The organism is Aeromonas sp. QDB17, assembly GCF_027705305.1.
Lineage (GTDB): Bacteria > Pseudomonadota > Gammaproteobacteria > Enterobacterales > Aeromonadaceae > Aeromonas > Aeromonas caviae.
This window is the reverse complement of sequence record NZ_JAPDBP010000003.1, coordinates 144,975-167,154: the sequence shown is the minus strand read 5'-3', so window position 1 is coordinate 167,154 and position 22,180 is coordinate 144,975. Positions and strand designations below refer to the sequence as shown.

At 63.7% G+C, this 22,180-nt stretch carries 23 protein-coding genes and 1 pseudogene; 17 read left to right on the top strand and 7 right to left on the bottom strand.

Features of this window, described 5'->3' with window-relative positions; translation table 11 throughout:
• Window positions 1-114: 114 nt before the first annotated feature.
• From OKC41_RS04195 to OKC41_RS04130, 14 genes and pseudogenes are all read left to right on the top strand, one after another.
• Window positions 115-210: pseudogene (locus OKC41_RS04195) on the top strand (DNA polymerase III subunit delta); the annotation flags it as partial.
• 47 nt (window positions 211-257) lie between these two features.
• Window positions 258-1,292 carry a DNA polymerase III subunit delta gene (gene holA / locus OKC41_RS04190; RefSeq protein WP_039041105.1) on the top strand — a complete coding sequence of 345 codons (1,035 nt, stop codon included), beginning with the start codon at window positions 258-260 and terminating at the stop codon, window positions 1,290-1,292.
• A complete protein-coding gene (gene nadD, locus OKC41_RS04185; RefSeq protein WP_270671758.1) occupies window positions 1,286-1,939 on the top strand; it encodes a nicotinate-nucleotide adenylyltransferase in 654 nt (217 codons plus the stop codon). Before holA ends, nadD begins: the two co-directional genes overlap by 7 nt.
• A 212-nt stretch (window positions 1,940-2,151) precedes the next feature.
• Window positions 2,152-2,493 (top strand): ribosome silencing factor, encoded by a 342-nt coding sequence (gene rsfS, locus OKC41_RS04180; RefSeq protein ID WP_010673762.1) that lies wholly within the window; start codon window positions 2,152-2,154, stop codon window positions 2,491-2,493.
• A gap of 21 nt (window positions 2,494-2,514) precedes the next feature.
• Window positions 2,515-2,982, top strand: coding sequence for a 23S rRNA (pseudouridine(1915)-N(3))-methyltransferase RlmH (gene rlmH / locus OKC41_RS04175; protein WP_005298242.1), 468 nt, complete (start codon window positions 2,515-2,517; stop codon window positions 2,980-2,982).
• A 64-nt stretch (window positions 2,983-3,046) separates the two neighbouring features.
• Window positions 3,047-4,960 carry a penicillin-binding protein 2 gene (mrdA, locus tag OKC41_RS04170; RefSeq protein WP_010673761.1) on the top strand — a complete coding sequence of 638 codons (1,914 nt, stop codon included), beginning with the start codon at window positions 3,047-3,049 and terminating at the stop codon, window positions 4,958-4,960.
• Window positions 4,957-6,060 (top strand): rod shape-determining protein RodA, encoded by a 1,104-nt coding sequence (gene rodA / locus OKC41_RS04165; RefSeq protein ID WP_039041107.1) that lies wholly within the window; start codon window positions 4,957-4,959, stop codon window positions 6,058-6,060. The genes mrdA and rodA overlap by 4 nt, the downstream gene beginning before the upstream one ends.
• Window positions 6,060-7,058, top strand: a complete 999-nt coding sequence (mltB, locus tag OKC41_RS04160) for a lytic murein transglycosylase B (RefSeq protein ID WP_201894361.1) — start codon at window positions 6,060-6,062, stop codon at window positions 7,056-7,058. Before rodA ends, mltB begins: the two co-directional genes overlap by 1 nt.
• Window positions 7,000-7,929, top strand: a complete 930-nt coding sequence (locus tag OKC41_RS04155) for a septal ring lytic transglycosylase RlpA family protein (protein ID WP_201894362.1) — start codon at window positions 7,000-7,002, stop codon at window positions 7,927-7,929. The genes mltB and OKC41_RS04155 overlap by 59 nt, the downstream gene beginning before the upstream one ends.
• Before the next feature lie 165 nt (window positions 7,930-8,094).
• Complete coding sequence (locus OKC41_RS04150) at window positions 8,095-9,324, top strand: D-alanyl-D-alanine carboxypeptidase family protein (RefSeq protein ID WP_039041110.1); 1,230 nt, start codon at window positions 8,095-8,097, stop codon at window positions 9,322-9,324.
• A gap of 279 nt (window positions 9,325-9,603) precedes the next feature.
• Complete coding sequence (ybeD, locus tag OKC41_RS04145) at window positions 9,604-9,867, top strand: DUF493 family protein YbeD (protein ID WP_010673756.1); 264 nt, start codon at window positions 9,604-9,606, stop codon at window positions 9,865-9,867.
• A gap of 93 nt (window positions 9,868-9,960) precedes the next feature.
• Window positions 9,961-10,653, top strand: coding sequence for a lipoyl(octanoyl) transferase LipB (gene lipB, locus OKC41_RS04140; RefSeq protein WP_010673755.1), 693 nt, complete (start codon window positions 9,961-9,963; stop codon window positions 10,651-10,653).
• Window positions 10,654-10,738: 85 nt separating this feature from the next.
• A complete protein-coding gene (lipA, locus tag OKC41_RS04135; RefSeq protein ID WP_109111910.1) occupies window positions 10,739-11,704 on the top strand; it encodes a lipoyl synthase in 966 nt (321 codons plus the stop codon).
• A gap of 145 nt (window positions 11,705-11,849) precedes the next feature.
• Window positions 11,850-12,338 carry a GNAT family N-acetyltransferase gene (locus OKC41_RS04130; RefSeq protein ID WP_010673753.1) on the top strand — a complete coding sequence of 163 codons (489 nt, stop codon included), beginning with the start codon at window positions 11,850-11,852 and terminating at the stop codon, window positions 12,336-12,338.
• A 33-nt stretch (window positions 12,339-12,371) separates the two neighbouring features.
• On the opposite strand, the gene nqrE is transcribed toward OKC41_RS04130, so the two are convergent.
• The 6 genes from nqrE to OKC41_RS04100 all read right to left on the bottom strand — a co-directional run bounded on the left by nqrE (window position 12,372) and on the right by OKC41_RS04100 (window position 18,037).
• Window positions 12,372-12,971: an NADH:ubiquinone reductase (Na(+)-transporting) subunit E gene (gene nqrE, locus OKC41_RS04125; protein ID WP_010673752.1), complete on the bottom strand. Its 600-nt coding sequence runs from the start codon at window positions 12,969-12,971 to the stop codon at window positions 12,372-12,374.
• A gap of 191 nt (window positions 12,972-13,162) precedes the next feature.
• Window positions 13,163-13,456 carry a hypothetical protein gene (locus OKC41_RS04120; protein ID WP_010673751.1) on the bottom strand — a complete coding sequence of 98 codons (294 nt, stop codon included), beginning with the start codon at window positions 13,454-13,456 and terminating at the stop codon, window positions 13,163-13,165.
• Window positions 13,457-13,762: 306 nt separating this feature from the next.
• Window positions 13,763-14,266: a GNAT family N-acetyltransferase gene (locus OKC41_RS04115; protein ID WP_041215662.1), complete on the bottom strand. Its 504-nt coding sequence runs from the start codon at window positions 14,264-14,266 to the stop codon at window positions 13,763-13,765.
• A 39-nt stretch (window positions 14,267-14,305) separates the two neighbouring features.
• The gene (locus tag OKC41_RS04110) at window positions 14,306-15,487 is read right to left on the bottom strand and encodes a MerR family transcriptional regulator (protein WP_201894363.1); all 1,182 of its coding nucleotides are present in this window, start codon (window positions 15,485-15,487) and stop codon (window positions 14,306-14,308) included.
• Window positions 15,488-15,636: 149 nt separating this feature from the next.
• Window positions 15,637-17,367: a single-stranded-DNA-specific exonuclease RecJ gene (gene recJ, locus OKC41_RS04105; RefSeq protein ID WP_201894364.1), complete on the bottom strand. Its 1,731-nt coding sequence runs from the start codon at window positions 17,365-17,367 to the stop codon at window positions 15,637-15,639.
• Window positions 17,333-18,037, bottom strand: coding sequence for a disulfide isomerase DsbC N-terminal domain-containing protein (locus tag OKC41_RS04100; RefSeq protein WP_039041117.1), 705 nt, complete (start codon window positions 18,035-18,037; stop codon window positions 17,333-17,335). Before OKC41_RS04100 ends, recJ begins: the two co-directional genes overlap by 35 nt.
• 259 nt (window positions 18,038-18,296) lie before the next feature.
• On the opposite strand from OKC41_RS04100, the gene mscL reads away from it, so the two are divergent.
• Entirely contained in the window at window positions 18,297-18,707 is a 411-nt protein-coding gene (mscL, locus tag OKC41_RS04095) for a large-conductance mechanosensitive channel protein MscL (RefSeq protein ID WP_010673746.1), read from the top strand.
• Between the two features lie 74 nt (window positions 18,708-18,781).
• Here the strand turns inward: mscL and xerD are convergent, their stop codons facing one another.
• Complete coding sequence (gene xerD, locus OKC41_RS04090) at window positions 18,782-19,681, bottom strand: site-specific tyrosine recombinase XerD (RefSeq protein ID WP_042014490.1); 900 nt, start codon at window positions 19,679-19,681, stop codon at window positions 18,782-18,784.
• Window positions 19,682-19,864: 183 nt separating this feature from the next.
• Here xerD and fldB point away from each other — a divergent pair, with 183 nt between their 5' ends.
• Both fldB and OKC41_RS04080 read left to right on the top strand, forming a co-directional pair.
• Window positions 19,865-20,383: a flavodoxin FldB gene (fldB, locus tag OKC41_RS04085; protein ID WP_041212516.1), complete on the top strand. Its 519-nt coding sequence runs from the start codon at window positions 19,865-19,867 to the stop codon at window positions 20,381-20,383.
• 294 nt (window positions 20,384-20,677) lie between these two features.
• Window positions 20,678-22,078, top strand: a complete 1,401-nt coding sequence (locus OKC41_RS04080; RefSeq protein ID WP_201894365.1) for a TldD/PmbA family protein — start codon at window positions 20,678-20,680, stop codon at window positions 22,076-22,078.
• Window positions 22,079-22,180: the final 102 nt, after the last annotated feature.

The window sequence follows — 22,180 nt, the reverse complement described above, 5'->3', positions numbered from 1 at the left end:
TCATCTCAAGGCAGGGCTCAAGCCCTGCTATCTCATTTTTGGGGACGATCCCCTGTTCAAGAATGAGCAAGCCATCGACCGTGCATCCTTCCCCCCCAACCAGGCCAGGTTCTGATGCGGATTTACCCTGAACAACTCGCGGACCATCTCAAGGCAGGGCTCAAGCCCTGCTATCTCATTTTTGGGGACGATCCCCTGTTCAAGAATGAGCAAGCCATCGACCGTGAATCCTTCCCCCTCAACCAGGCCAGGTTCTGATGCGGATTTACCCTGAACAACTCGCGGATCATCTCAAGGCTGGGCTCAAGCCCTGCTATCTCATTTTTGGGGACGAGCCCCTGCTCAAACTGGAAGCTGTCGACGCCGTGCGTCAGGTGGCACGCAAACAGGGCTTCGATGAGCGCCACAGCTTCGTGGTGGAACAGGGGCTGGACTGGAACCAGGTCTACGATGCCTGCCAGGCCATGAGCCTGTTCTCGGCCCGCCAGATCATCGAGCTGGAGCTGCCCGCCAAGATCGACAAGGATCTCGCCGCCCGCATCAGCGACATTGGCAAGCAGCTCCACCCCGACCTGCTGCTGGTGCTCTCGGGCCCCCGCCTCAACCAGACCCAGATGAAGGCGGCCTGGTTCGACAAGCTGAGCCAGAGCGGCACCTATGTGCCGGTCAACCACCCCGAACCCCGCTTCTTCCCGCGCTGGATGAGCGCCCGCTTTCAGCGCTTCGGCCTCAAGGCGCTGCCGGATGCGGTCAACTTCATGTGCCACGCCTACGAGGGCAACCTGCTGGCCGCGAGCCAGGAGATCGAGAAGCTGACCCTGCTCTCCCCGCCCCAGCCCATCAGCGTCGCCTATCTGCAGGAGACCATCATCCGCCACGCCCACTTCACCCCCTTCCAACTCGTCGATACCCTGCTGGAAGGAAAGGTGAACCGGGCCCAGCGCATCCTGCTGGCCCTGCGCGCCGAGGGCACCGAACCCGGCATGCTGGCCTGGACCCTGTGCCGCGAACTGGAGCAGCTCACCGAGCTGGCGCTGGCCGCCCGCGCCGGACAGCCCCTGGTGGAACATTTCAGCCGCTTGCGCATCTGGCAGAGCCGCCAGCAGCTCATCCAGCAGGCGCTGACCCGGCTTCCCTTCCCCAAGATCCGGCAACTCTGGCAACTGATGGCCCAGCTGGACCATGCCCAGCGCCATTTCGACACCGAACAGGCCTGGCTGATGCTGCAAACCATCGCCCTCGGCTTTCGTGACGGTACCCCGCTCCCCCTGCTGGAGACGGAATCATGCTGACACCGCCCATCGGGATCCTCGGCGGCACCTTCGATCCCATTCACATCGGCCACCTGAGGCCCGCCATCGAGGCACGGGACGCCCTGGGTCTGGCCGAGGTGCGCCTGCTCCCGAACCATATCCCACCCCACCGGGCCAATCCGCTCTGCTCCAGCGAGCAGCGACTCGCCATGGTCCGGCTCGCTGCGGCGGACAACCCGGGATTCGTGGTGGATGAGCGGGAGCTCAGGCGCGACACCCCCTCCTGGACCATCGACACCCTTGTCGAGTTGAGGAGCGAGCTGCCGGACACCCCGCTCTGCTTTTTGATGGGGATGGATTCCCTGCTCGGCCTGCCGAGCTGGCACCGCTGGCAGGAGCTGCTCGATTACGCCCACCTGGTGGTGAGCTGCCGCCCAGGCTGGCAACCGGATTATCCCGTCCAGGTGGCCGCGCTGCTGGCCCGCCACCAGACCCGGGACATTCGGGCTCTCCATCGCCAGCGCCACGGTCATGTCTGGCTTTGTGACAACCTGCCCGTCGAGCTGTCGGCCACACGCCTGCGTGCCCTGCTCGCGGCAGGCCAGGATCCCAAATACCTGCTGCCCAACCCGGTCGCCGACTATATCCGGCGCCACGGGCTCTACCGCTCATCGGCAACGCAGTAAACGGCGTCACGCAGGCGGGTCAGCCGACACGTCCGGGCGCACCGGGCCCGGCCCTGACTATTGCCAGGCCGGGTTGCACACTATAGTGATCGTCAAGGGGCCCCTCCCCCACGGGACGGCTCCCCCGGCGACACTCCCTTTGCCAGGCTGGGAAACGGGAGTGACCATGATATAATCCGCCGCCCTCTGGCGCCGGAAGATAGGAGAAGACATTGCAAGGCCAAGAATTGCTCGCCTTTATCGTCGACAAGATCGATGACATGAAAGGCCGCGACATCATCACCCTCGATGTGCGCGGCAAATCCAGCATCACGGACACCATGATCATCTGCTCCGGCAACTCCAATCGTCACGTCAGTGCCATCGCCCACAACCTCGCCAGCGAGGCCCGTCATGCGGGGCTCGACCTGCTGAGCGTGGAAGGGGAACTCACCGGTGAGTGGGTGCTGGTGGACATGGGGTCGGTCATCGTCCACGTGATGCAGGATGAGTACCGCGACTTCTACCAGCTGGAAAAACTCTGGAGCGGCGCCGCCCAGGTCAATTCGCAATAAAGGGCGACAGCGTAACCAAAGATGAAGATCCAGTTGATTGCCGTGGGCACCAAGATGCCTGCCTGGGTAGAGCATGGCTTCGAAGAGTACCGTCGCCGCTTCCCCAAAGACATGCCGTTCGAGCTGGTCGAGATCGGCGCAGGCAAGCGCGGCAAGAATGCCGACATTCCCCGCATCCTGCAAAAGGAAGGGGAAGCCATGCTGGCCGCCGCCGGCCGCTCCCGTATCGTGACCCTGGACATTCCGGGCAAGCCCTGGACCACGGAGCAGCTCGCCGTGCAACTGGAAGCCTGGAAGCTGGATGGCCGGGATGTGGCGCTGCTGGTGGGTGGCCCGGAGGGGCTCTCCCCCGAGTGCAAGGCTGCCGCGGAGCAGAGCTGGTCGCTCTCGCCCCTGACCCTGCCCCATCCCTTGGTGCGGGTACTGGTGGCCGAGAGCCTCTATCGCGCCTGGAGCATCACCACCAATCACCCTTATCACAGAGAGTGACCCATGCCGACCCTGAGCATGCATTTCTCCTCTCTCACCCGCACGTCAGCCACAAGGTAACGGCATGCTGAAGAATCGCATTGAAATGCGCGATCACAGTGCCGAGGGACGTCTGTTCTTCCGGCGCACCCTGGTCGCCTACATCGGCATGGTCACCCTCATGCTGGTGCTGCTGGCTAACCTCTACTACCTGCAGGTAGAGTCTTACGAAACCTATCAGACCCGCTCCAACGACAACCGCATCCGTGTGGTGCCGGTGGCGCCGCCCCGTGGCCTCATCTACGACGCCAACGGTGTCCTGCTGGCGGAAAACCGCCCGGTCTACAGCCTGGAGATCGTGCCCGAAGAGACCGAGAACCTGGAGAAGACCGCGGACGACCTCATCACCCTGCTGGCCCTGCCGGAGGGGACCAAGGAGAAGTTCCTGGCCGAGGTCAAACGTCAGCGCCGCTTCAAGCCCGTGCCCCTGTTCGAGAAGCTGACCGAATACCAGGTCGCCCTCTTCTCGGTCAACCAGCACAACTACCCGGGGGCCAGCATCGAGGCCTACCTCAAGCGCTACTACCCGTTCGGCGACACCCTGACCCATGCCCTGGGCTACGTGGCCAAGATCAACACCCGTGACGTGGAGCGCCTCGAGAAGGAGGAGAAGCTCGCCAACTATGCCGCCACCAAGGACATCGGCAAACAAGGGGTGGAGAAGTACTACGAGGATCAGCTGCACGGCGTGGCGGGTTATCAGGAGGTCGAGGTGAACAACCGCGGCCGGGTGGTGCGCACCCTGAAATTCCAGCCCCCCGAGCCCGGCAAGGACATCTACCTCAACATCGACATCCGCCTGCAGTTGAAGGCCCAGGAGCTGCTGGCCGGCCGCCGGGGCGCCATCGTGATGATGGAACCCAACACCGGTGCCATCCTGGCCATGGAGTCGAGCCCGAGCTACGACCCCAACCTGTTCGTGACCGGCATCTCCAGCGCCAACTACTCGGCGCTGCTCAACGATCCCGCCCGGCCGCTGGTCAACCGCACCACCCAGGGCATCTATGCCCCCGCCTCCACCGTCAAGCCCATGATGGCGGTGATGGGGCTCAACGAGGGGGCGATCACCCCCAATTACCGCTACTTCGGCGGGCCCAGCTTCTCCATCCCGGGCACCACCAAGAAGTTCCGGGACTGGCGCCGCTGGGGCCACGGCTGGCTCGACGTCTATCGCGCCATCGAAGTGTCTGCGGACACTTATTTCTACGATCTCGCCTACCGGGTCGGCATCGACAAGATCAACAGCTACATGACCAAGTTCGGCTTCGGCCAGTACAGCGGCGTGGACCTCTATGAAGAGACCCGGGGCGTCATGCCCTCCCGGGACTGGAAGATGGCCCGCTGGCGTCAACCCTGGTACCAGGGGGACACCATCTCCATCGGCATCGGCCAGGGCTACTGGAGCGCCACCCCGATCCAGCTCGCCAAGGCCATCAGCATCCTGACCCAGAACGGTCACGACGTGACGCCGCACCTCCTCAAGAGCACCGCCTCCTCCGATGGCGTGGTCAACGCCCCCATCAACCCGAACGTGGCCATCGCAGCCAAGAGCGATACCTACTGGCAGGTGGCCAAGGACGGCATGTGGCGCGTCATCAACGGCCACGAAGGGACGGGGCGCCGCGCCTTCGCCAATACCCCCTACAAGGCGGCGGGCAAGTCCGGCACCGCCCAGGTGGTGGGCCTCAAGGAGAACCAGGTCTACAACGCGGCCACCACCAAGGTGGAGCACCGCGACAACGCCCTGTTCGTCGCCTTCGCCCCCTTCGAGGCACCCAAGGCGGTCGTCGCCCTGGTGCTGGAGAACGCCGGGGGCGGCAGCGCCATGGCGGCACCGGTCGCCCGCCACATGCTGGATGCCTATCTGCTCCCGCCGGAACCCCAGTTGCCACCGGCACCGGAAAAGCCGTCCCAACCGAGTGAGGTCGTTTCCCAATGAGTAATTCTGCCCGCCAGCAGAGCATCTGGTACAAGCTGCACATCGACCTGCCGCTGCTGCTCGGCCTGCTGACCCTGATGGCCCTCTCCATGGTGGTGCTCTACTCCGCCTCGGGCCAGGATCTCGACTCCATCGTGCGCCAGCTGGTGCGCGGCGCCCTGGCCTTCGGTCTGATGATCGGCATAGCCCAGCTGCCGCCCTCCCTCTATGCCCGCTGGTCGGTGCCCCTGTTTGCGGTGGTGGTGCTGCTACTCATCGCGGTGGACGTGTTCGGCCATATCGGCAAGGGGGCCCAGCGTTGGCTCGATCTCGGCTTCATGAAGTTCCAGCCCTCCGAGGTGATGAAACTCTCCATGCCCATCATGGTGGCCGCCTGGCTCAGCCGGCACTCCCTGCCGCCGAAGTTCAGCCATGTGATGATCGCCCTGGTGATGGTGCTGCTGCCCACCCTGCTGATCGCGGCCCAACCCGATCTCGGCACCTCCATCCTGGTGGCCGCTTCCGGCTTCTTCGTCATCTTCCTGGCGGGGATCAGCTGGTGGCTCATCGGGCTCGCGGTCTTGCTCATCTGCGCCTTCATGCCGGTACTCTGGTTCTTCCTGATGCACGACTACCAGCGCCAGCGGGTGCTGATGCTGCTGGACCCGGAGAAGGACCCGCTCGGTCGCGGCTATCACATCATCCAGTCCAAGATTGCGATCGGCTCCGGCGGCGTGTTCGGCAAGGGGTGGCTGCAAGGCACCCAGTCCCAGCTCGAATTCCTGCCAGAGCGCCACACCGACTTCATCTTCGCCGTCTTCAGCGAGGAGTTCGGTCTGGTGGGAGTGGCCCTCTTGCTGGTCATCTACCTCTACATCATCAGCCGCTGCCTGTTTATCTCCATGCAGGCCCAGAACAGCTTCGAACGCCTGCTGGGGGGCGCCCTGACCCTGACCTTCTTCGTCTATGTGTTCGTCAACATGGGCATGGTAAGCGGCATCCTGCCAGTGGTAGGGGTTCCCCTGCCACTGGTGAGCTACGGCGGCACCTCCATGGTAACCCTGATGGCGGGCTTCGGCGTTCTGATGTCCATCCAGACCCACAGGCGGCTGCTCGCCTGATGCGGCTCGGCTGGTTGGCTCTGTCTCTGTGCACCCTGACGGCGGGTGCTGCCGTCTCGCCGGCCCGGCTCAGCCTGCTGGCCGAGCAGCAGCAGGTGCCGCTGGCAGAGTTGCAGGCCGCCGCCGCCCAGGCCAGCCTGCGCCAGGAGGTGCTGGACACCATCCGCCGCCCCTGGGAAGCCAAGCCCTGGCACCGCTACAGGCCGCTGTTCGTCACCCCGGAGCGCATCCTGGACGGAGTGGGATTCTGGCAGCGCCATGCCGCCACCCTGGCACGGGCCGAGCAGACCTACCAGGTCCCCGCCTCCCTCATCGTCGCCATCATCGGCATCGAGACCTTTTACGGTCGACAGATGGGCCGCCATCCGGTGCTCGACAGCCTCTACACCCTGGGATTCCACTACCCCGAACGGGCGGATTTCTTCGCCAAGGAGTTTGCCCAGCTGGTGCTGCTTGCCCGGGAAGAGAAGTGGCCGCTCACCACCCTCAAGGGCTCCTATGCCGGCGCCATGGGCATGGGCCAGTTCATGCCCTCCAGCTACCGCCACTACGCGGTCGACTTCGACGGAGACGGCAAGCGGGATCTCTTCGCCAACCCGGCAGATGCCATCGGCAGCGTGGCCAACTACTTCGCCCTGCACCACTGGCGCTGGGGCGAGCCGGTGGTGGAGCCCGCCTTGATCGGATTGGCGCCAGTAGGTACCCTGCTTGCACCCGAGCCCGAGCTCAGACACCGCTGGGCAGAGCTGGCCGCTGCGGGCATTGAAGTCGCCACACCGCCGTCACCCGAGACGCCGGTAAAACTGCTGGCGATGGAGCAGGCCGAAGGACCGGAATACTGGGTCGCGCGCCACAATTTTTACGTGATCACCCGCTACAATCGCAGCCCTCTCTATGCGATGGCGGTGCATCAACTCAGTCAAGCAATCCAGGACGCTTATGCATTACAGCCACAAACTTCTTCCCCTCAGCCTGACCTTGTTGCTGGCCGCCTGTAGCAGCCAACCCGAACCCCAGCCGCTGCCGCCAGAGCCCGTCCCCCAGGAGAAGCCCCAGGTCATCGAGATCCCCCAGGCGACCGGCGCCATTCCCCGCCCCGAACCCATGAGCGAGAGCGGCAACCGGGACTACTGGATTGGCAAGCAGAAGTTTGAGGTGTGGCGCGACATCAAGCACTACAGCGAGGAAGGCACTGCCAGCTGGCTCTCCCGGGATCTGGACGGCAACAAGACTGCCAACGGCGACGTGCAGGACAGCACCCTGTTCAGCGCCGCCCACCGCAACCTGCCCCTGCCAAGCTACGTGCGGGTCACCAATCTGGACAACGGTCTGGAGACCATAGTTCGCGTCAATGATCGCGGTCCCTTCGGCAGCGATCGCCTCATCGATCTCTCCCACGCCGCCGCCGCGCAGCTGGAGATGGTGGAAGGGGGTGAGGCCCGGGTGCGCCTCGAACTCATCACCGATCAGCCGGATCAGATGGTGGAGATGGTGCCCATGACCCCAATGACGCCCATGGAGCCTGCGGCGCCAGCAGCCAATTCCTTCGTCAACGAGACGCCGGCCCCCACGGCACCGGCCAAGGCCGCGCCTGCTCCTGCTCCTGCCGCCACGGCGACCACCACCGCCTCCCCCCCCAAGGCCGGTGCGACCCAGGGCAAGATGATCCAGGTGCTCGCCAGCGGCTCGCAGGCGCGAGCTGAGGCCATGGGCAAGGTGATGACCCAGCGCTATGGCGTGCCGTACCAGGTGGTGGCGCACGGCGCCGTCTTCCGCGTCCTGCTCGGGCCCGTGGCCAGCGACAAGCAGGCCCCCCTGCTCGAGCAGATCCGCCAGGGCGGGTTGGAGCAGGCCTTCATCGTGCCCTGATAACCGCCCCGACCTCGCGCCGGGATACGACGCGAGGTCGGGGACCATCCCATAAAATCCCGTCCAGGTCGCATCTCGGACTATGACCGACACGCACATCTGGTATAGTGGGGCCCGCTTTTTTTCAACTTGGGTACATCCCATCCAGGCACCAGGAATTTCAAGATGTCCAAATTTGCCCGCTCCGTTATTCTGGCCTCCCTGTTAAGCGCCACCGCTCAGGCCAACCAGCCTGTTCCGACCCCGGATTCGGCCCTGCCGAGTGCCCAGCCGGTCCCCACTTTGAACAGCGCCCCCATGGTGGTGCCTGCCGCGCCCGAGATCTCCGCCAAGGCCCACATCCTGATCGACTACTTCTCCGGCCAGGTGCTGGCCGAGCAGAACGCCGACGAGCGTCTGCCCCCCGCCAGCCTGACCAAGATGATGACCTCCTACATCGTCGGCGACGAGCTGCACAAGGGGAACATCAAGGGCACCGACATGGTGACCATCAGCCAGAACGCCTGGTCCAAGAACTACTCCGACTCCTCCAAGATGTTCATCGAGGTGGGCAAGCAGGTCTCCGTCGATGATCTGAACAAGGGCATCATCATCCAGTCCGGCAACGACGCCTGCGTCGCCATGGCCGAGCACCTGGCAGGCAGCACAGACTCCTTCGCCAGCCTGATGAACGCCTGGGCCGCCAAGCTCGGCATGAAGGACTCCCAGTTCAAGAACCCCCACGGCCTGGATGAAGAGGGCCACTACAGTACCGCCCGCGACATGGCCCGCCTGGGTCAGGCTCTGATCCACGATCAGCCGGAGGAGTACAAGATCTACTCCCAGAAGTCCTTCGTGTTCAACGGCATCACCCAGCACAACCGCAACCGCCTGCTGTGGGACCAATCCCTGCAGGTTGACGGCATCAAGACAGGTCACGTCAGCCAGGTCGGCTACAACCTGGTCTCTTCCGCCACCAACAACGAAGGCATGCGCCTGATCGCCGTGGTCATGGGGGCCAATAGCGAGGCTTCCCGCGCCGCCGAGAGCAAGAAGCTGCTCACCTACGGCTTCCGCTTCTTCCAGAGCCTGACCCCCTACAAGGCGGGCACCGAACTGGTCACCCAGAAGATCTGGATGGGCGACAAGTCTGAAGTGAAGCTGGGCGTCGACAAGGACGTCTCCGTGCTGGTCACCCGTGGCCAGGGCAACAACCTCAAGGCGGACTTCCAGCTGGAGAGCGAGCTGAAGGCGCCCCTGGCCAAGGGCCAGCGCGTCGGTACCGTGTACCTCAAGCAAGGGGACAAGGAGATCAAGCAGGTTCCCCTGGTTGCCCTGGAAGAGGTGCAGGAAGGTGGCCTGATGAGCCGCCTGTGGGATTACCTGGTGATGCTGGTCTCCAGCTGGTTCAAGTAACAGACCCTTCCTCAAGCAGCGGCGCCAACAGGCGCCGCTGCTGTCTTTTGCGGTCTGTCCAGTCAATAACCCTGTAATCTGCAGGTTCCGCCGACTGACGATTTGTGGTAAAAAGCAGCATTTCCACGTCTTGCCGCACCGCCGGGTCTTGATCCCGAGGCGGCTCATGCCCATATAGATTGGGAACTGCCCCCTGGGGGCAGATGAGGGGACCGTTTCGGCGGCCCTCAAAGACGTAAAGATGACGTCGCTTCCCGGCGACCCAGAAAGGTGAAGTAGATGAATACCAAGTTTGATGAACTGCTGGAGTTCCCCTGCAAGTTCCCGTTCAAGGTGCTTGGCGTGGCCGATCCCGCCCTGCCCGACATGGTGGTGGAAGTGCTGCAGCAACATGCTCCCGGCACCTACAGCCCGACCGTTCAACCGAGCTCCAAGGGCAACTATCACTCGGTACGGGTGACGGTCACCGCCCAGAGCAAGGAACACATCGAGGCCATGTATACCGCCCTTGGCAAGATCGAGCTGGTTCGTTACGTCCTGTAAGTTGCCTCTCTCGCCCCGCCACCGGGGCGACTGATTATTTGCCGCCCGGTCGCAGCGGCGACCGTACCGACACCGCGCCGCCAGTGAGGAAAGATGTCACTCGAAACGCCCGCCGAGCCACAACCGTCAGCCGGCCAACTGCTCGTCAGACAGCTGGGCCGTCGCCCCTACCAGCCGGTGTGGGACGCCATGAAGGCGTTCACCGACAATCGCACCCCCGACACCCCGGACGAGTTCTGGGTGGTGGAGCATGACCCCGTCTACACCCAGGGTCAGGCCGGCAAGGCCGAACACCTGCTCGCCCCGGGCAACATCCCGGTGGTGCAGAGTGATCGCGGCGGCCAGGTGACCTATCACGGCCCGGGCCAGCTGGTGCTCTACGTGCTGGTGGATGTGCGCCGCAGCAAGCTCTCTGTACGGGAGCTGGTGACCTGCCTCGAAACCGCCATCATCAACACGCTCGCCAAAAGCAATATCGAGGCCTACGCCAAGGCCGATGCCCCGGGCGTCTACGTGAAGAGCGATCTGGGTATGGAAGCCAAGCTGGCGTCCCTGGGTTTGCGCATTCGCAAGGGGTGCTCGTTCCACGGGTTGGCCCTCAACGTCAACATGGACATGACTCCCTTCCTGCGCATCAATCCGTGCGGCTATGCGGGCATGGCCATGACCCAGACCAGCGCCCTGGGCGGCCCGCAGAGCGTCGCCGAGGCACAGTCCCTGCTGGTGACGGAGCTGGCCCGCCTGATTGGCTACCAAGAGATCACGAATACCGAAGAGGCGGCATGAGCAACCCCATGCCCCGTGGTCACGAGGGAGCCGCAAGGCCCCTGGTGACCGTCAACCAGACAATAACAAACACCGAGAGTGAATCATGAGCAAACCCGTTCGTATGGAGCCGGGCGTCAAGCTGCGCGATGGCGACAAGATGGCCCTGATCCCGGTGAAATTCATGCCGGATCCCAACGAGGAAGTGCTGCGCAAGCCGGAGTGGATGCGGATCAAGCTGCCGCCGTCGAGCCAGAAGATCGAGCACATCAAGAGCACCCTGCGCAAAAACAAGCTGCACTCTGTGTGTGAAGAGGCTTCCTGCCCCAACCTGGCGGAGTGCTTCAACCACGGCACCGCGACCTTCATGATCATGGGCGCCATCTGTACCCGCCGCTGCCCCTTCTGCGACGTGGCCCACGGCCGTCCGTTGCCGCTGGATCCGGAGGAACCGAAGAAGCTGGCACTCACCATCAAGGAGATGAACCTCAAGTACGTGGTGATCACCTCGGTGGACCGCGACGATCTGCGGGACGGCGGTGCCCAGCACTTCGCCGACTGCATCCGCGAGATCCGCGAGCACAGCCCCCAGACCCGCATCGAGATCCTGACCCCGGACTTCCGTGGCCGGATGGAGCAGGCGCTGGAGGTGTTCCGCGAGACCCCGCCTGACGTCTTCAACCACAACCTGGAAACCGCCCCGCGCATGTACCGGGTTGCCCGTCCGGGTGCCGACTACAAGTGGTCCCTGGAGCTGCTGCGCCGCATCAAGGAGATGCACCCCCACGTGCCGACCAAGTCCGGTCTGATGATGGGCCTTGGCGAGACCAACGAGGAGATCGTCGAGGTACTCAAGGATCTGCGCGAGCACGGCGTCAACATGCTGACCTTGGGCCAGTATCTGCAACCGAGCCGCCACCACCTGCCGGTGAAGCGTTATGTGCCGCCCGCAGAGTTCGACGAACTCAAGGATGTGGCCATGGAGCTCGGCTTCAGCCACGCCGCCTGCGGTCCCTTCGTGCGTTCCTCCTACCACGCAGACCTGCAAGCCAAGGGGGAAGAGGTCAAATAAGCCTCTTTTCCTGCTGGCAGAAAAAAGAGCGCCCTTGGGCGCTCTTTTTTTATCGCCGTCACCTCGCAGGCAGCGGTTGTCCCTTTGTGATTGGCGCCGTTCTGGCGTAACGTGGCCACTCCCCTTCTCTGGAGTGCTGTGCCGGATGCCGACTCTCACCGTTCGCCTGATCCCCCTGCGTGACGCAGACTTTCCCGCCTATCGCGACTACTTCATCGAGGATTACGCCCAGGATCTTGCCAGCAACCACGGGATGGCGCTGCCTGACGCCCACCGTCAGGCCGACGCCTCGTTGCAGCAGCTCCTGCCACTGGGTGTCGCCACCCCGGGTCATCACCTGCTCGCCATGGTACCTGAAGCCTCGAACGCACCGGGCGAGCCTCTGGGCTATCTCTGGCACGCCATCGACGGCGCCGCCGGCACCACCTTCATCTACGACTTCTATGTGACACCGCCCCATCGTGGTCGCGGCCTCGGCAAGGCTGCCATGGCCGCCCTGGAGGCGCAGCTCGCCCCCCTAGGCATCCACCAGATCAAGCTGAGGGTGGCCCATGACAACCCGAGGGCACTGGCGCTCTATCAGGCGCTGGGCTTCACCATCACGGGCTACAACATGGCAAAGCGTCTGGATTGAGCACCTTCATTGGGCCACCACCCGGCCCATGGCTCAGAGCGAGATGCCGGAAAAAGACATGAAGCCGAGGGACATCAGCCCGGCCACGATGAAGGTAATGCCGATCCCCCGCAGCCCCTCGGGCACATCCGAATACTTCATCTTCTGGCGCAACCCCGCAATGGCGACGATGGCCAGCAGCCAGCCCAGCCCTGAGCCCGCCCCGTAGACCACGGATTCGATGAAGTCGTAATCCCGCTGGGCCATGAACATCACCCCGCCGAAGATGGCGCAGTGCACCGTCAGCAGCGGCAGATAGATGCCGAGCGCGTGATGGAGCGCCGGGAAATGTTTGTCGAGCACCATCTCCATCACCTGCACCAGCGCCGCCAGCACCCCGATATAGACGATGAAATCGAGAAAGCCCAGATCAAACTCCCCGAGGAAGGTACTCTCGGGACGCAGGATATGGCGGTAGATCAGGTTGTTGAGGGGGATGGCGATCACCATGACCACCAGCACCGTCATGCCCAAACCGAAGGCGGTGTTGATGTTCTTGGAAACGGCCAGGAAGGTGCACATGCCAAGAAAGAAGGCCAGCGCCAGGTTTTCCACAAAGATCGACTGGATGAAGAGATTGACGTAATAGTCCATGAATGAGTTCACCACTTGGTTGCAATAAGAGCATGTCCGCGCCCGGCCAACGGCCAGTCGCGAAGATGACGTTTACAGAGAGAGCTGGCGCAGCACCCGGTAATGACCACGGCAGCCGCCAGACTGCCGAGCAGCCCGGTCAGCGGTACTCAATGACGGGGATCAAACGGGCGGGCGCCCGGCTGGTGAACCTAGTCGCCCTGGCAGAAGCGATATTGCAGGTGGTGGCAGCGAAGCCGCCGTGTGTGCAGAGCGCCGAAGTAGTCGGGCCGCTGCCTGAGATAGATGAGAGGCAGGAAAAACAGCAGGCCGCAGAGCAGGCCGAGGATCTCGTGCTGGAACCAGGCCAGCAGCATCTGGTAGAGCTCGGCATGAGCGGCCCCTTCCAGTCGCCGTCCCTGTTCGAAACCGAGCCGCCACTGGGAGGCGGGCGGCAGGCTGACGTTGTCGGCAAGCCCCGGGTTCGCTGGCTCATGGAACAGCATCGGCCGCTCCTGCCCTTGCGTCTCCATTCCCGGCGTTGCAACGACCCCTGCCGCCGCCGCAGCGGCAAGCCAGAGAAGGCAGGCGATGGCAAGCACCATCGGCCATGACGAGGGGCGGCGAGAGGATGACAAGGGGGCGGTCCGTCAAGAAAAATTACAGGTGGAATATATCACAATACCGTCACTTATTGCATTTTCCACCATGAGATATCAGAAAGGTTGATATTAAACACCGCCCCATTCCCTAAAACCGACAAGGTTGCACCACCTTGAGAAAGCGACTTTCATCTTCCTCAAGGTGAGGGCTCACCCCTGCTGGAAGGCCTGGTGGTAGCGCACTTCACCACTGGGCATGGCAGCGCCGAACAAGCGGGCCATGAAGTACTCGGGCGGCACGCCGGGCAGCGTCAACCCCGGCTCGGGCACGAAACCGAAACGGCCGTAGAAGCCGGGATCCCCCAGCACCACGCAGCCGGCCGCCCCCATCCCCTTGAGCTCGGCCAGACCCGCGTCCATCAGCCGTGACCCCAGCCCCTTGCCGTGCAGCGCAGGGGAGACCGAAATGGGGCCAAGACCATACCAGTGCGGGCTGCCATCGCTGATGGTGACCGGCGAGAAGCAGAGGTGGCCGACCACTTGCCCCGCCAGCTCCGCCACCAGCGACAGGCTGAGTGCCCCGGCCTGGCGCAGGTCACGCACGATCAACTGCTCGTTGTGATCGGTATGGGGGGCATTGAGGAACGCGGCCACGGTCAGCGCTTCAATGGCGTCGTGATCGGCGCCTGCTTCGGGCCGAATGATGATGTTCATTGGTTTTCTCCGTTTGTTATCTTGCAATGGATGGCCTGATCAGACTGCCTGCAGGCAGCAGATCACATAGCCGTAGCTGCCCAGGTGTTGGCGGTGGATGGCCACTTCCCGGCTCAAGTCCTGCCAGGCTGGGCTATCCCCTAGCTCGGCACTGTGGCGCGCCAGATTGCGCTCGATGGGATCCAGATAGTTGTGCCAGGCCCTTTGCGGCAACTCGGTGTGCCACAGGCAGCGATAACCCGCCTCCTTCACCGTTTTGAGCAGGCCCGCCAGGGTCTGCATGGCGGGATAATCCCGCTGCCAGAACGCCAGCGCCTCCTCTGGGGGCGTGTCCGTCAGCCACACCAGGTCGCTCAGCACCAGGCAGGCATTAGGATCGGCAAGGTACGCCCGCCAGGCTTTGAGCGCATTGGCCACCCCTATGGTGTAGGCGCTCCCCTCGGCCCAGATGAGATCGGCGGGGGCCAGGTCTGCCGGCAGCGCCGCCATGTTGGCGCACAGAGTAGTGACCTGACTCAGCCCCGCCGCACTGGCCGATCTCGCCACGGCGGCCAGCGCCTCCTCGTCCAGATCGATGGCTACGATGGGGGCGTCCGTCACCTGTGCCAGCGCCAGGGTGGCGGCGCCGCGCCCACAGCCCATGTCGAGGATCCGGCGAGGCTGGCTGGGCAGCGCGGCAAATTGCTGCTGGGTGAAGAGGCTATCGCCCGGCCCCCAATAGCTCATGCCATCCAGCAGCAGCTTGAAATCCCGGATGTAGCGCTCATGTTCATTCATGTCTTTGCTGAGCCACTGGAGGTGGTAACGCTCTTTTTCACTGAATCCCTGCTTCATCACCCAGGCAAAGTAAGCCTGCGGGGCTTGATGCTGCAGCTGCCGCTGCCAGGCCTTGAACTCGTCACCGGAGTGCGCACGCAAACCGGCGAGATCCGCCAGCAGATCCCGGGCGCGTTGCATCCGCGCCAGCTCTTCGTCCAGCTCCCTGACCCGGGCTTCCAGTGTCGCCTGCTCCAGCTCGCCCGCCAGACAGGCAAGGCACTGCTTGAGGCTGAGGCCACCCGCCTGCAGGGCCTGTACCATCCGCAGCCGCTGCAGATCGTCATCGTCGTAGTGGCGATAGCCGTTGGCGCCCCTCGTGCCCGCAATCACCCCCAGCTTCTCGTAATAGAGCAGGGTGGAGCGGGCCAGGCCGCAGCGCCGGGCCAATTCGGATATTTTCATGACAACCACTCGCTGAGGGGTCCGTGACCCGATGAAGGGAAGCTTAAACTGTGAAGCAATAGACGGGTCAACGACAACATCCGGGTTCACACCATAAAAAACGGCCACCCTGAGGTGGCCGTCATCGACAGCAAGAGAGACTCGCGGGATCAGAGGCCGGCGGCCTCCAGATGCTCCACCAGCAGCTGCACGCTGCGGTTGCCACGCCACTCGTTGACGTCGAGCCGGTAGACCAGCCGCACCCGCTTCACCGAGGCATCGGGCCAGCGCTGCAAGTCGACGCCAAAGGCGATGGCATCCACCGCGTGGCCGGAATCCGTGGTCAGCATCATCTTGAGGTGCTTCTCCCCCACCAGCCGCTGCTGCACCAGCACGAATTCCCCGTCAAACAGCGGCTCGGGAAAGGCCTGACCCCAGGGGCCGGAGGCGCGGATCAGCTCCGCCAGCTCGAGGGTGAGCTCGTCCGGCAGCAGCTCGCCATCGGTGAGCAGCACCCCGGTCAAGAGCTCAGGGGTCACCAGCTCGCCGATGACCGCCTCGAAGGCCCGGCCGAAGGCCTCGATATTGGCCTTGGGCAGGGTCAGCCCGGCCGCCATGGCGTGGCCGCCAAACTTGCCCATCAAGCCGGGGTGGCGGGTATCGAGCAGTTCCAGCGCATCGCGCAGGTGCACCCCCGGGATGGAGCGCCCGGAGCCCTTGAGCTCGGTCTCGCTGCTCTCGGCAAAGGCGATGACCGGGCGGTAGTACTTCTCCTTCACCTTGGAGGCCACCAGCCCCACCACCCCCTGATGCCACTCGTTCCGGTGCAGCACGATGCCGGAGGGCACCTCGCCGTCACGAAAACGGATCTGCTCCAAAGTGGCGAGCGCCTCCTGCTGCATCCCCTGCTCGATCTCCTTGCGCTCCTGGTTGAGGCTGTCCATTTCGGAAGCGAGCTGGCGCGCCAGGTTGATGTCCTCGCTCAGCAGGCAGGCGACCCCGAGGGACATGTCATCGAGCCGGCCCACCGCGTTGAGGCGCGGCCCCAGCGCAAAGCCGAGATCGGCAGCGCACAGGCGACGACCGTCGCGGCCCGACACATCCACCAGCGCCTGGATGCCGGGGCGGCAACGGCCGGCCCGGATCCGCTGCAAACCCTGATGAACCAGGATGCGGTTGTTGCCATCGAGCGCCACCACGTCGGCCACGGTGCCGAGGGCCACCAGATCGAGGTAATCCGCCACGTTGGGGGCGCGCAGCCCCTGGCGCTCATACCAGCCGCTCTGGCGCAGATGGGTGTTGAGGGCCGCCATCAGATAGAAGGCGACCCCGACCCCGGCCAGGGACTTGGAGGGGAAGTCGCAGCCATGCTGGTTGGGGTTCACTATCGCGTCGGCGTCAGGCAGCTCCTGACCCGGCAAATGGTGATCGGTAACCAGTACCTGCATGCCTGCCGCCTTGGCCGCCGCCACCCCGGCGATGCTGGAGATCCCGTTGTCCACCGTGATCAGGAACTCGGCGCCGCGGGCCACCGCCAGCTCGACGATCTCCGGGGTGAGGCCATAACCGAACTCGAATCGGTTGGGCACCAGAAAATCGATGTGGTGCCCCCCCATGGCGCGCAAGGCCAGCACGCACAGGGCCGAGCTGGTGGCGCCGTCGCAGTCGAAGTCACCGACGATGAGAATGCGTTTTTGCGCCGTCAGCGCCTCGGCCAGCAGCGGCACCGCCTGCGCCATGCCGAACAGACGCTGGGGCGGCAGCAGCGAGCTGGCGCTGCGCTCCAGCAGGGCAGGGTCTTCTACCCCGCGGCTGGCGAAGATCTGGCGAAGCAGCGGGTGCAGGGTGGCGGGCAGATGGGAATCATCAACTCGCGGACGACGACGGATTTGCAGGGGCATTGATGTGATCCAGTATCTTGAGCAGTTGTTCGGGGCTCTGGTAACCGCGCACCAGGTCGCCATTGGGCAGGACCCAGCTCGGTGACGCCTTGATCCCGAGCCATTGGCTCAGGCCGATATGATGGGCAAGGATCGCATTACAGCCGCTCTCAGGCAAACGATCGCTGAAGTTGAGTTCGCGCAGCAGCCCGGGATCGCACCAGCTAGCCTGATCCGAGGCGGCGACAGGCGCAGGCAGCAGTTGCACGCTCACGCCCCTCGCCTGCAAGCGGGGCAACTCCTCCAGCGCGATGCGGCAAGGACCGCAGGCGAGATCGGTAAACAGGGTGAGGCGGTGGCGTTCAGGGGTGGCCTTGAGCCAGAGCCGGGCCTCCCCTATCTGGGAGAGCGCCAGCCTGCGTTGCTGCTGCTGGCTGAGCCGGGTGAGGTTTCTCATGTCGTGGGCCAGATCCAGCATGGAGCCCTGCAGCACATAGTCTCCCCTGGCATCGCTGTAGAGCAGTCCCTGGGCCGTGCCCAGCAGATAGAGGCCCGGCATGGGGGTCTCGTCCACCAGGTAGACCTGCACACCGAGGCGCTGCTCTATGGTCTGTTTCAACACATGGGGGTCCATCCCCGCGCTGGCCGCAAAAGCGCACAGCAGCATCATTCCCAGCAGTAAATATCGCATCAGCTCATTCACTTGGCATGATTGAAGGGTCTCATAAGGTAACCCAGACAATTCCCTCTCCCAAAGACCTTAATTAGTGATCGATTAATAACGTCCGCAAGAAAAAATCACGGGATGACAGGTTGCCAATCGGGCTTGAGCCCCGCAAGCTAATCAGGACGACGGGAGACATCTTTAGTCATCCCTCTGTTTTGCTGATGTTTTATTATTCAAATCGACGTGCGCTCAGGTGGCACGTTGTCCATTTCTAGGGGGAAAAATGAGTCTGATTCAAGAGTTCAAGGCCTTTGCATCCAGGGGCAATGTGATCGACATGGCGGTCGGTATCATCATAGGTGCCGCCTTTGGCAAGATTGTCTCCTCCTTCGTGGGAGACGTGATCATGCCCCCCATCGGGCTGATCCTGGGGGGCGTGGATTTCAGCGATCTCGCCGTGACCCTGAAGGCCGCCGAAGGGGATGCCCCTGCCGTGGTCATCGCCTACGGCAAGTTCATCCAGACCTGTATCGACTTCCTGATCATTTCCTTCGCCATCTTCATGGGGCTCAAGGCCATCAACACCCTGAAGAAGAAGCAGGAAGAGGAAGCCGCTGCCCCGGCCGGCCCCACCAAGGATCAGGAGCTGCTGACCGAGATCCGCGACTTGCTGAAATCCCAGCAGGGGAAATAACCGTTTCCTCCCTGTCGTGTGCTGAAAAAAAAACCGCCTTCGGGCGGTTTTTTGTTGCAAGGCAGGTGAGGCGATCAGGCTCTGGGGTGGTGCTGGCCGTGCAGTGCCTTGAGCCGCTCGTTGGCCACGTGGGTATAGATCTGGGTGGTGGAGAGATCCGCGTGGCCCAGCAGCATCTGCACCACCCGCAAGTCGGCGCCGTGATTGAGCAGGTGGGTGGCGAAGGCGTGACGCAGGGTGTGGGGGGAGAGTTCCCCCCTGATGCCGGCTCTCAGGGCATAGAGCTTGATGCGGTGCCAGAAGGTCTGGCGGGTCATCATCCGGGCCCGCTTGGAGGGGAACACCACGTCCGAGCTGGTGCCACCCAGCAGCAGGGTGCGCCCCTCCCGGTAGTAGCGCTCCAGCCAGTGCACCGCCTCCTCCCCCATGGGGACCAGGCGCTCCTTGTTGCCCTTGCCCACCACCCGCACCAGCCCCTGGCGCAGGCTGACATGCTCGGCGGTCAGCCCCACCAGCTCGGACACCCGCAGCCCGGTGGCGTAGAGCAGCTCGAGCATTGCCTTGTCCCGCAGCTCCAGCGGGTCGTCCACCAGGGGGGCTTGCAGCAGCGCCTCCACCTCGGCTTCGCTCAGATCCGATGGCAGCTTTTTGGGGAGCTTTGGCCCCTCCAGCAGCACGGTGGGATCGTCGCTGCGCAGCTTCTCGCGATTGAGATACTGGTAGAAGCGGCGCAGGGCCGAGAGGAAACGGGCCGTGCTGCTGGCCGCGAACTGATGGTCCACCCGCCAGGCGAGGTAGTGCTGGATGTCGTCCAGCCCCGCCAGCAGCAGGGAACCGCCTTGCTCATCGAGCCAGAGGGCAAATTTTTCCAGGTCGGTGCGATAGGAGCTGACCGTGTTGTCGGAGAGCCCCCGCTCAAGCCAGAGGGCGTCGAGAAACGGCTCGATCAGGGGATGGGATTCTGCTTTGCTCATGGTGCGCCGCGCTCAGGGAAACAGGTCGCCATTGTAACGTGCCGACCCACCCGGGCCGCAAGGCAAGGCTGCACATCCCCTCAGGCGGTGAAGAGCCCGTCGCAATCTGCTAGACTGGCGCCCTTCCCCCGGGCGCCGCTGTGCCGGTCACGCCCCTTGCCGACTGCGATCAAGAGAAGAGCGATGAAGATAGGTTTGTTTTATGGCTCCACCACCTGCTACACCGAGATGGCCGCCGAGAAGATCCGCGCCCTCATCGGCCCCGAGCTGGTCGATCTCCACAACATCAAGGATGTGCCCCTCGCCCGCATGCAGGAGTACGACATCCTGATCCTGGGCATCTCCACCTGGGACTTCGGCGAGCTGCAGGAGGACTGGGAATCCCGCTGGGAAGACATCGCCGACCTGCATCTGGAGGGACGCATCATCGCCCTGTTTGGCATGGGCGATCAGCTGGGCTATGGGGAGTGGTATCAGGATGCCCTCGGCCTGCTGCACGATCAGCTGGTCCCCAAGGGAGTCAAGCTGGTGGGCTACTGGCCCAACGAGGGGTACGAGTTTGACGCCTCCAAGGCGCTCATCGACGATGGCCGTCACTTCGTCGGGCTGGCCCTCGATGACGCCAACCAGTACGACCAGACCGAGTCCCGCATCGAGCAGTGGGTCGACCAGATCCTGAGCGAGATCCACGAACTGCTCTGATCCTGGCCGCCTGGATGTTCGACGACGCCAGCCAATGGACGACCAGACCGACCCCGTATCGAGCAGTGGGTCGACCTCATATAAAACGAGCGCCATGAGCGGCGCCAACCTCCCCTGCCGGTAGCCTGCGCTCGGGCTGCCGGGCGCATAAATCGCACCGATTTTCTCGTTTGGTATCATCGGCTGACGCTATAGCGACTTTTTGCTTCTGGTCTGCAACAATGAGGTCGACACCCCATAACAACACAACGCCGGGTGTCGGAAGCAAACGGACAGACCAGAAAAGGATATTCTATGACTTCATTCTCCCTGTTGGCCCCCGCCATCGCCCGCGACGTGCTCGATCACGCGCTGGCGCTGGGTGCCGACTTCGCCGAGCTGTTTGTGGAGCGCAAGCGCCGCAGCCAGCTCAGCCTGCTCTCCAGCCAGATAGAGAACATCAGCGGTGGTCTCGACTTCGGTATCGGCGTTCGCATGTGCTACGGCCACAAGGTGCTCTACGGCTACACCAACCTGGCCGATCGCAACGAGCTCTTGCGCATCGTTACCCTGCTGGCGGCCAAGGACAGGCGTGACCCCGTGGTCACCGCCACTGCCTTTGACTTCACCCGCCTGACCGACCGCAACCCGATCGCTCTGCCGCTGTCGGCCGACAAGCTGCTGGAGCAGAAGATCGCCTACCTGCATGCCATGGACGCTGCGGCCCGCGCCGAGAGCGACAAGGTGAGCCAGTTCTCGGGCAACGTGCTCGGCTGGGAGCAGGAGGTGGAGATCTTCAACAGCGAAGGGGTGCAGGTGAGCGATCGCCGCCACTACAACCGCATCATGGCTCAGACCATCGCCCTGGACGGGGGCGAGCAGAGTGTAGGCTATGAAGCCCCCGGTGCCATGAAGGGATGGGAGCATGCCGAGAGCATCGACCCCCGCGAGCTGGCTCTCACCGCTACCCGTCAGGCACTGGTGAAGCTGGGAGCAGCCCCCTGCCCGAGCGGCAAGCTGCCGGTCATCATGGAGAGCGGCTTTGGCGGCGTCATCTTCCACGAGGCGTGCGGTCACCTGCTGGAGACCACCTCGGTGGCCAAGAAGGCATCCGTGTTCCACGACAAGATGGGCCAGCTCATCGCCAACCCCGCGGTCAGCGCGGTGGACGAGGGCTTGCAGGGCAACGCCTGGGGCTCCATCAACGTCGATGACGAGGGGATGGCGACCCAGCACACCCAGCTCATCAAGGACGGCGTGCTGACCGGCTTCCTGGTGGACAGAATGGGGGCCCTTCGCACCGGCTACGCCCGCACCGGTTCCGGGCGCCGGGAATCCTACAAGTTCGCCCCCGCCTCCCGCATGCGCAACACCTATATCGAACCGGGCAACTACAGCCTCGACGACATGCTGGCAACCGTGGAACACGGCATCTATGCCAAGCGGATGGGGGGTGGCTCTGTGCAGCCCGGTACCGGCGAGTTCAACTTCAACGTGCAGGAGGCCTACCTCATCGAGGGGGGCAGGATCACCCGGCCCCTCAAGTCGGCCACCCTGATCGGCACCGGCCCGCAGGTATTGAAGGAGATCTCCATGGTGGGGCGCGATCTGGCCCTCTCCGCCGGCATGTGCGGCTCGGTCTCCGGCTCCATTCCCGCCTCGGTCGGCCAGCCGCCGCTCAAGGTTGACAGCATTCTGGTCGGAGGGAACGCCTGATGAACATCCATGACACCCTATGCGGTTCCATCTCCCGCCTCATTCGCGTTTCAGTCGGCCAGCCGCCGCTCAAGGTTGACAATATCCTGGTTGGGGGGAACG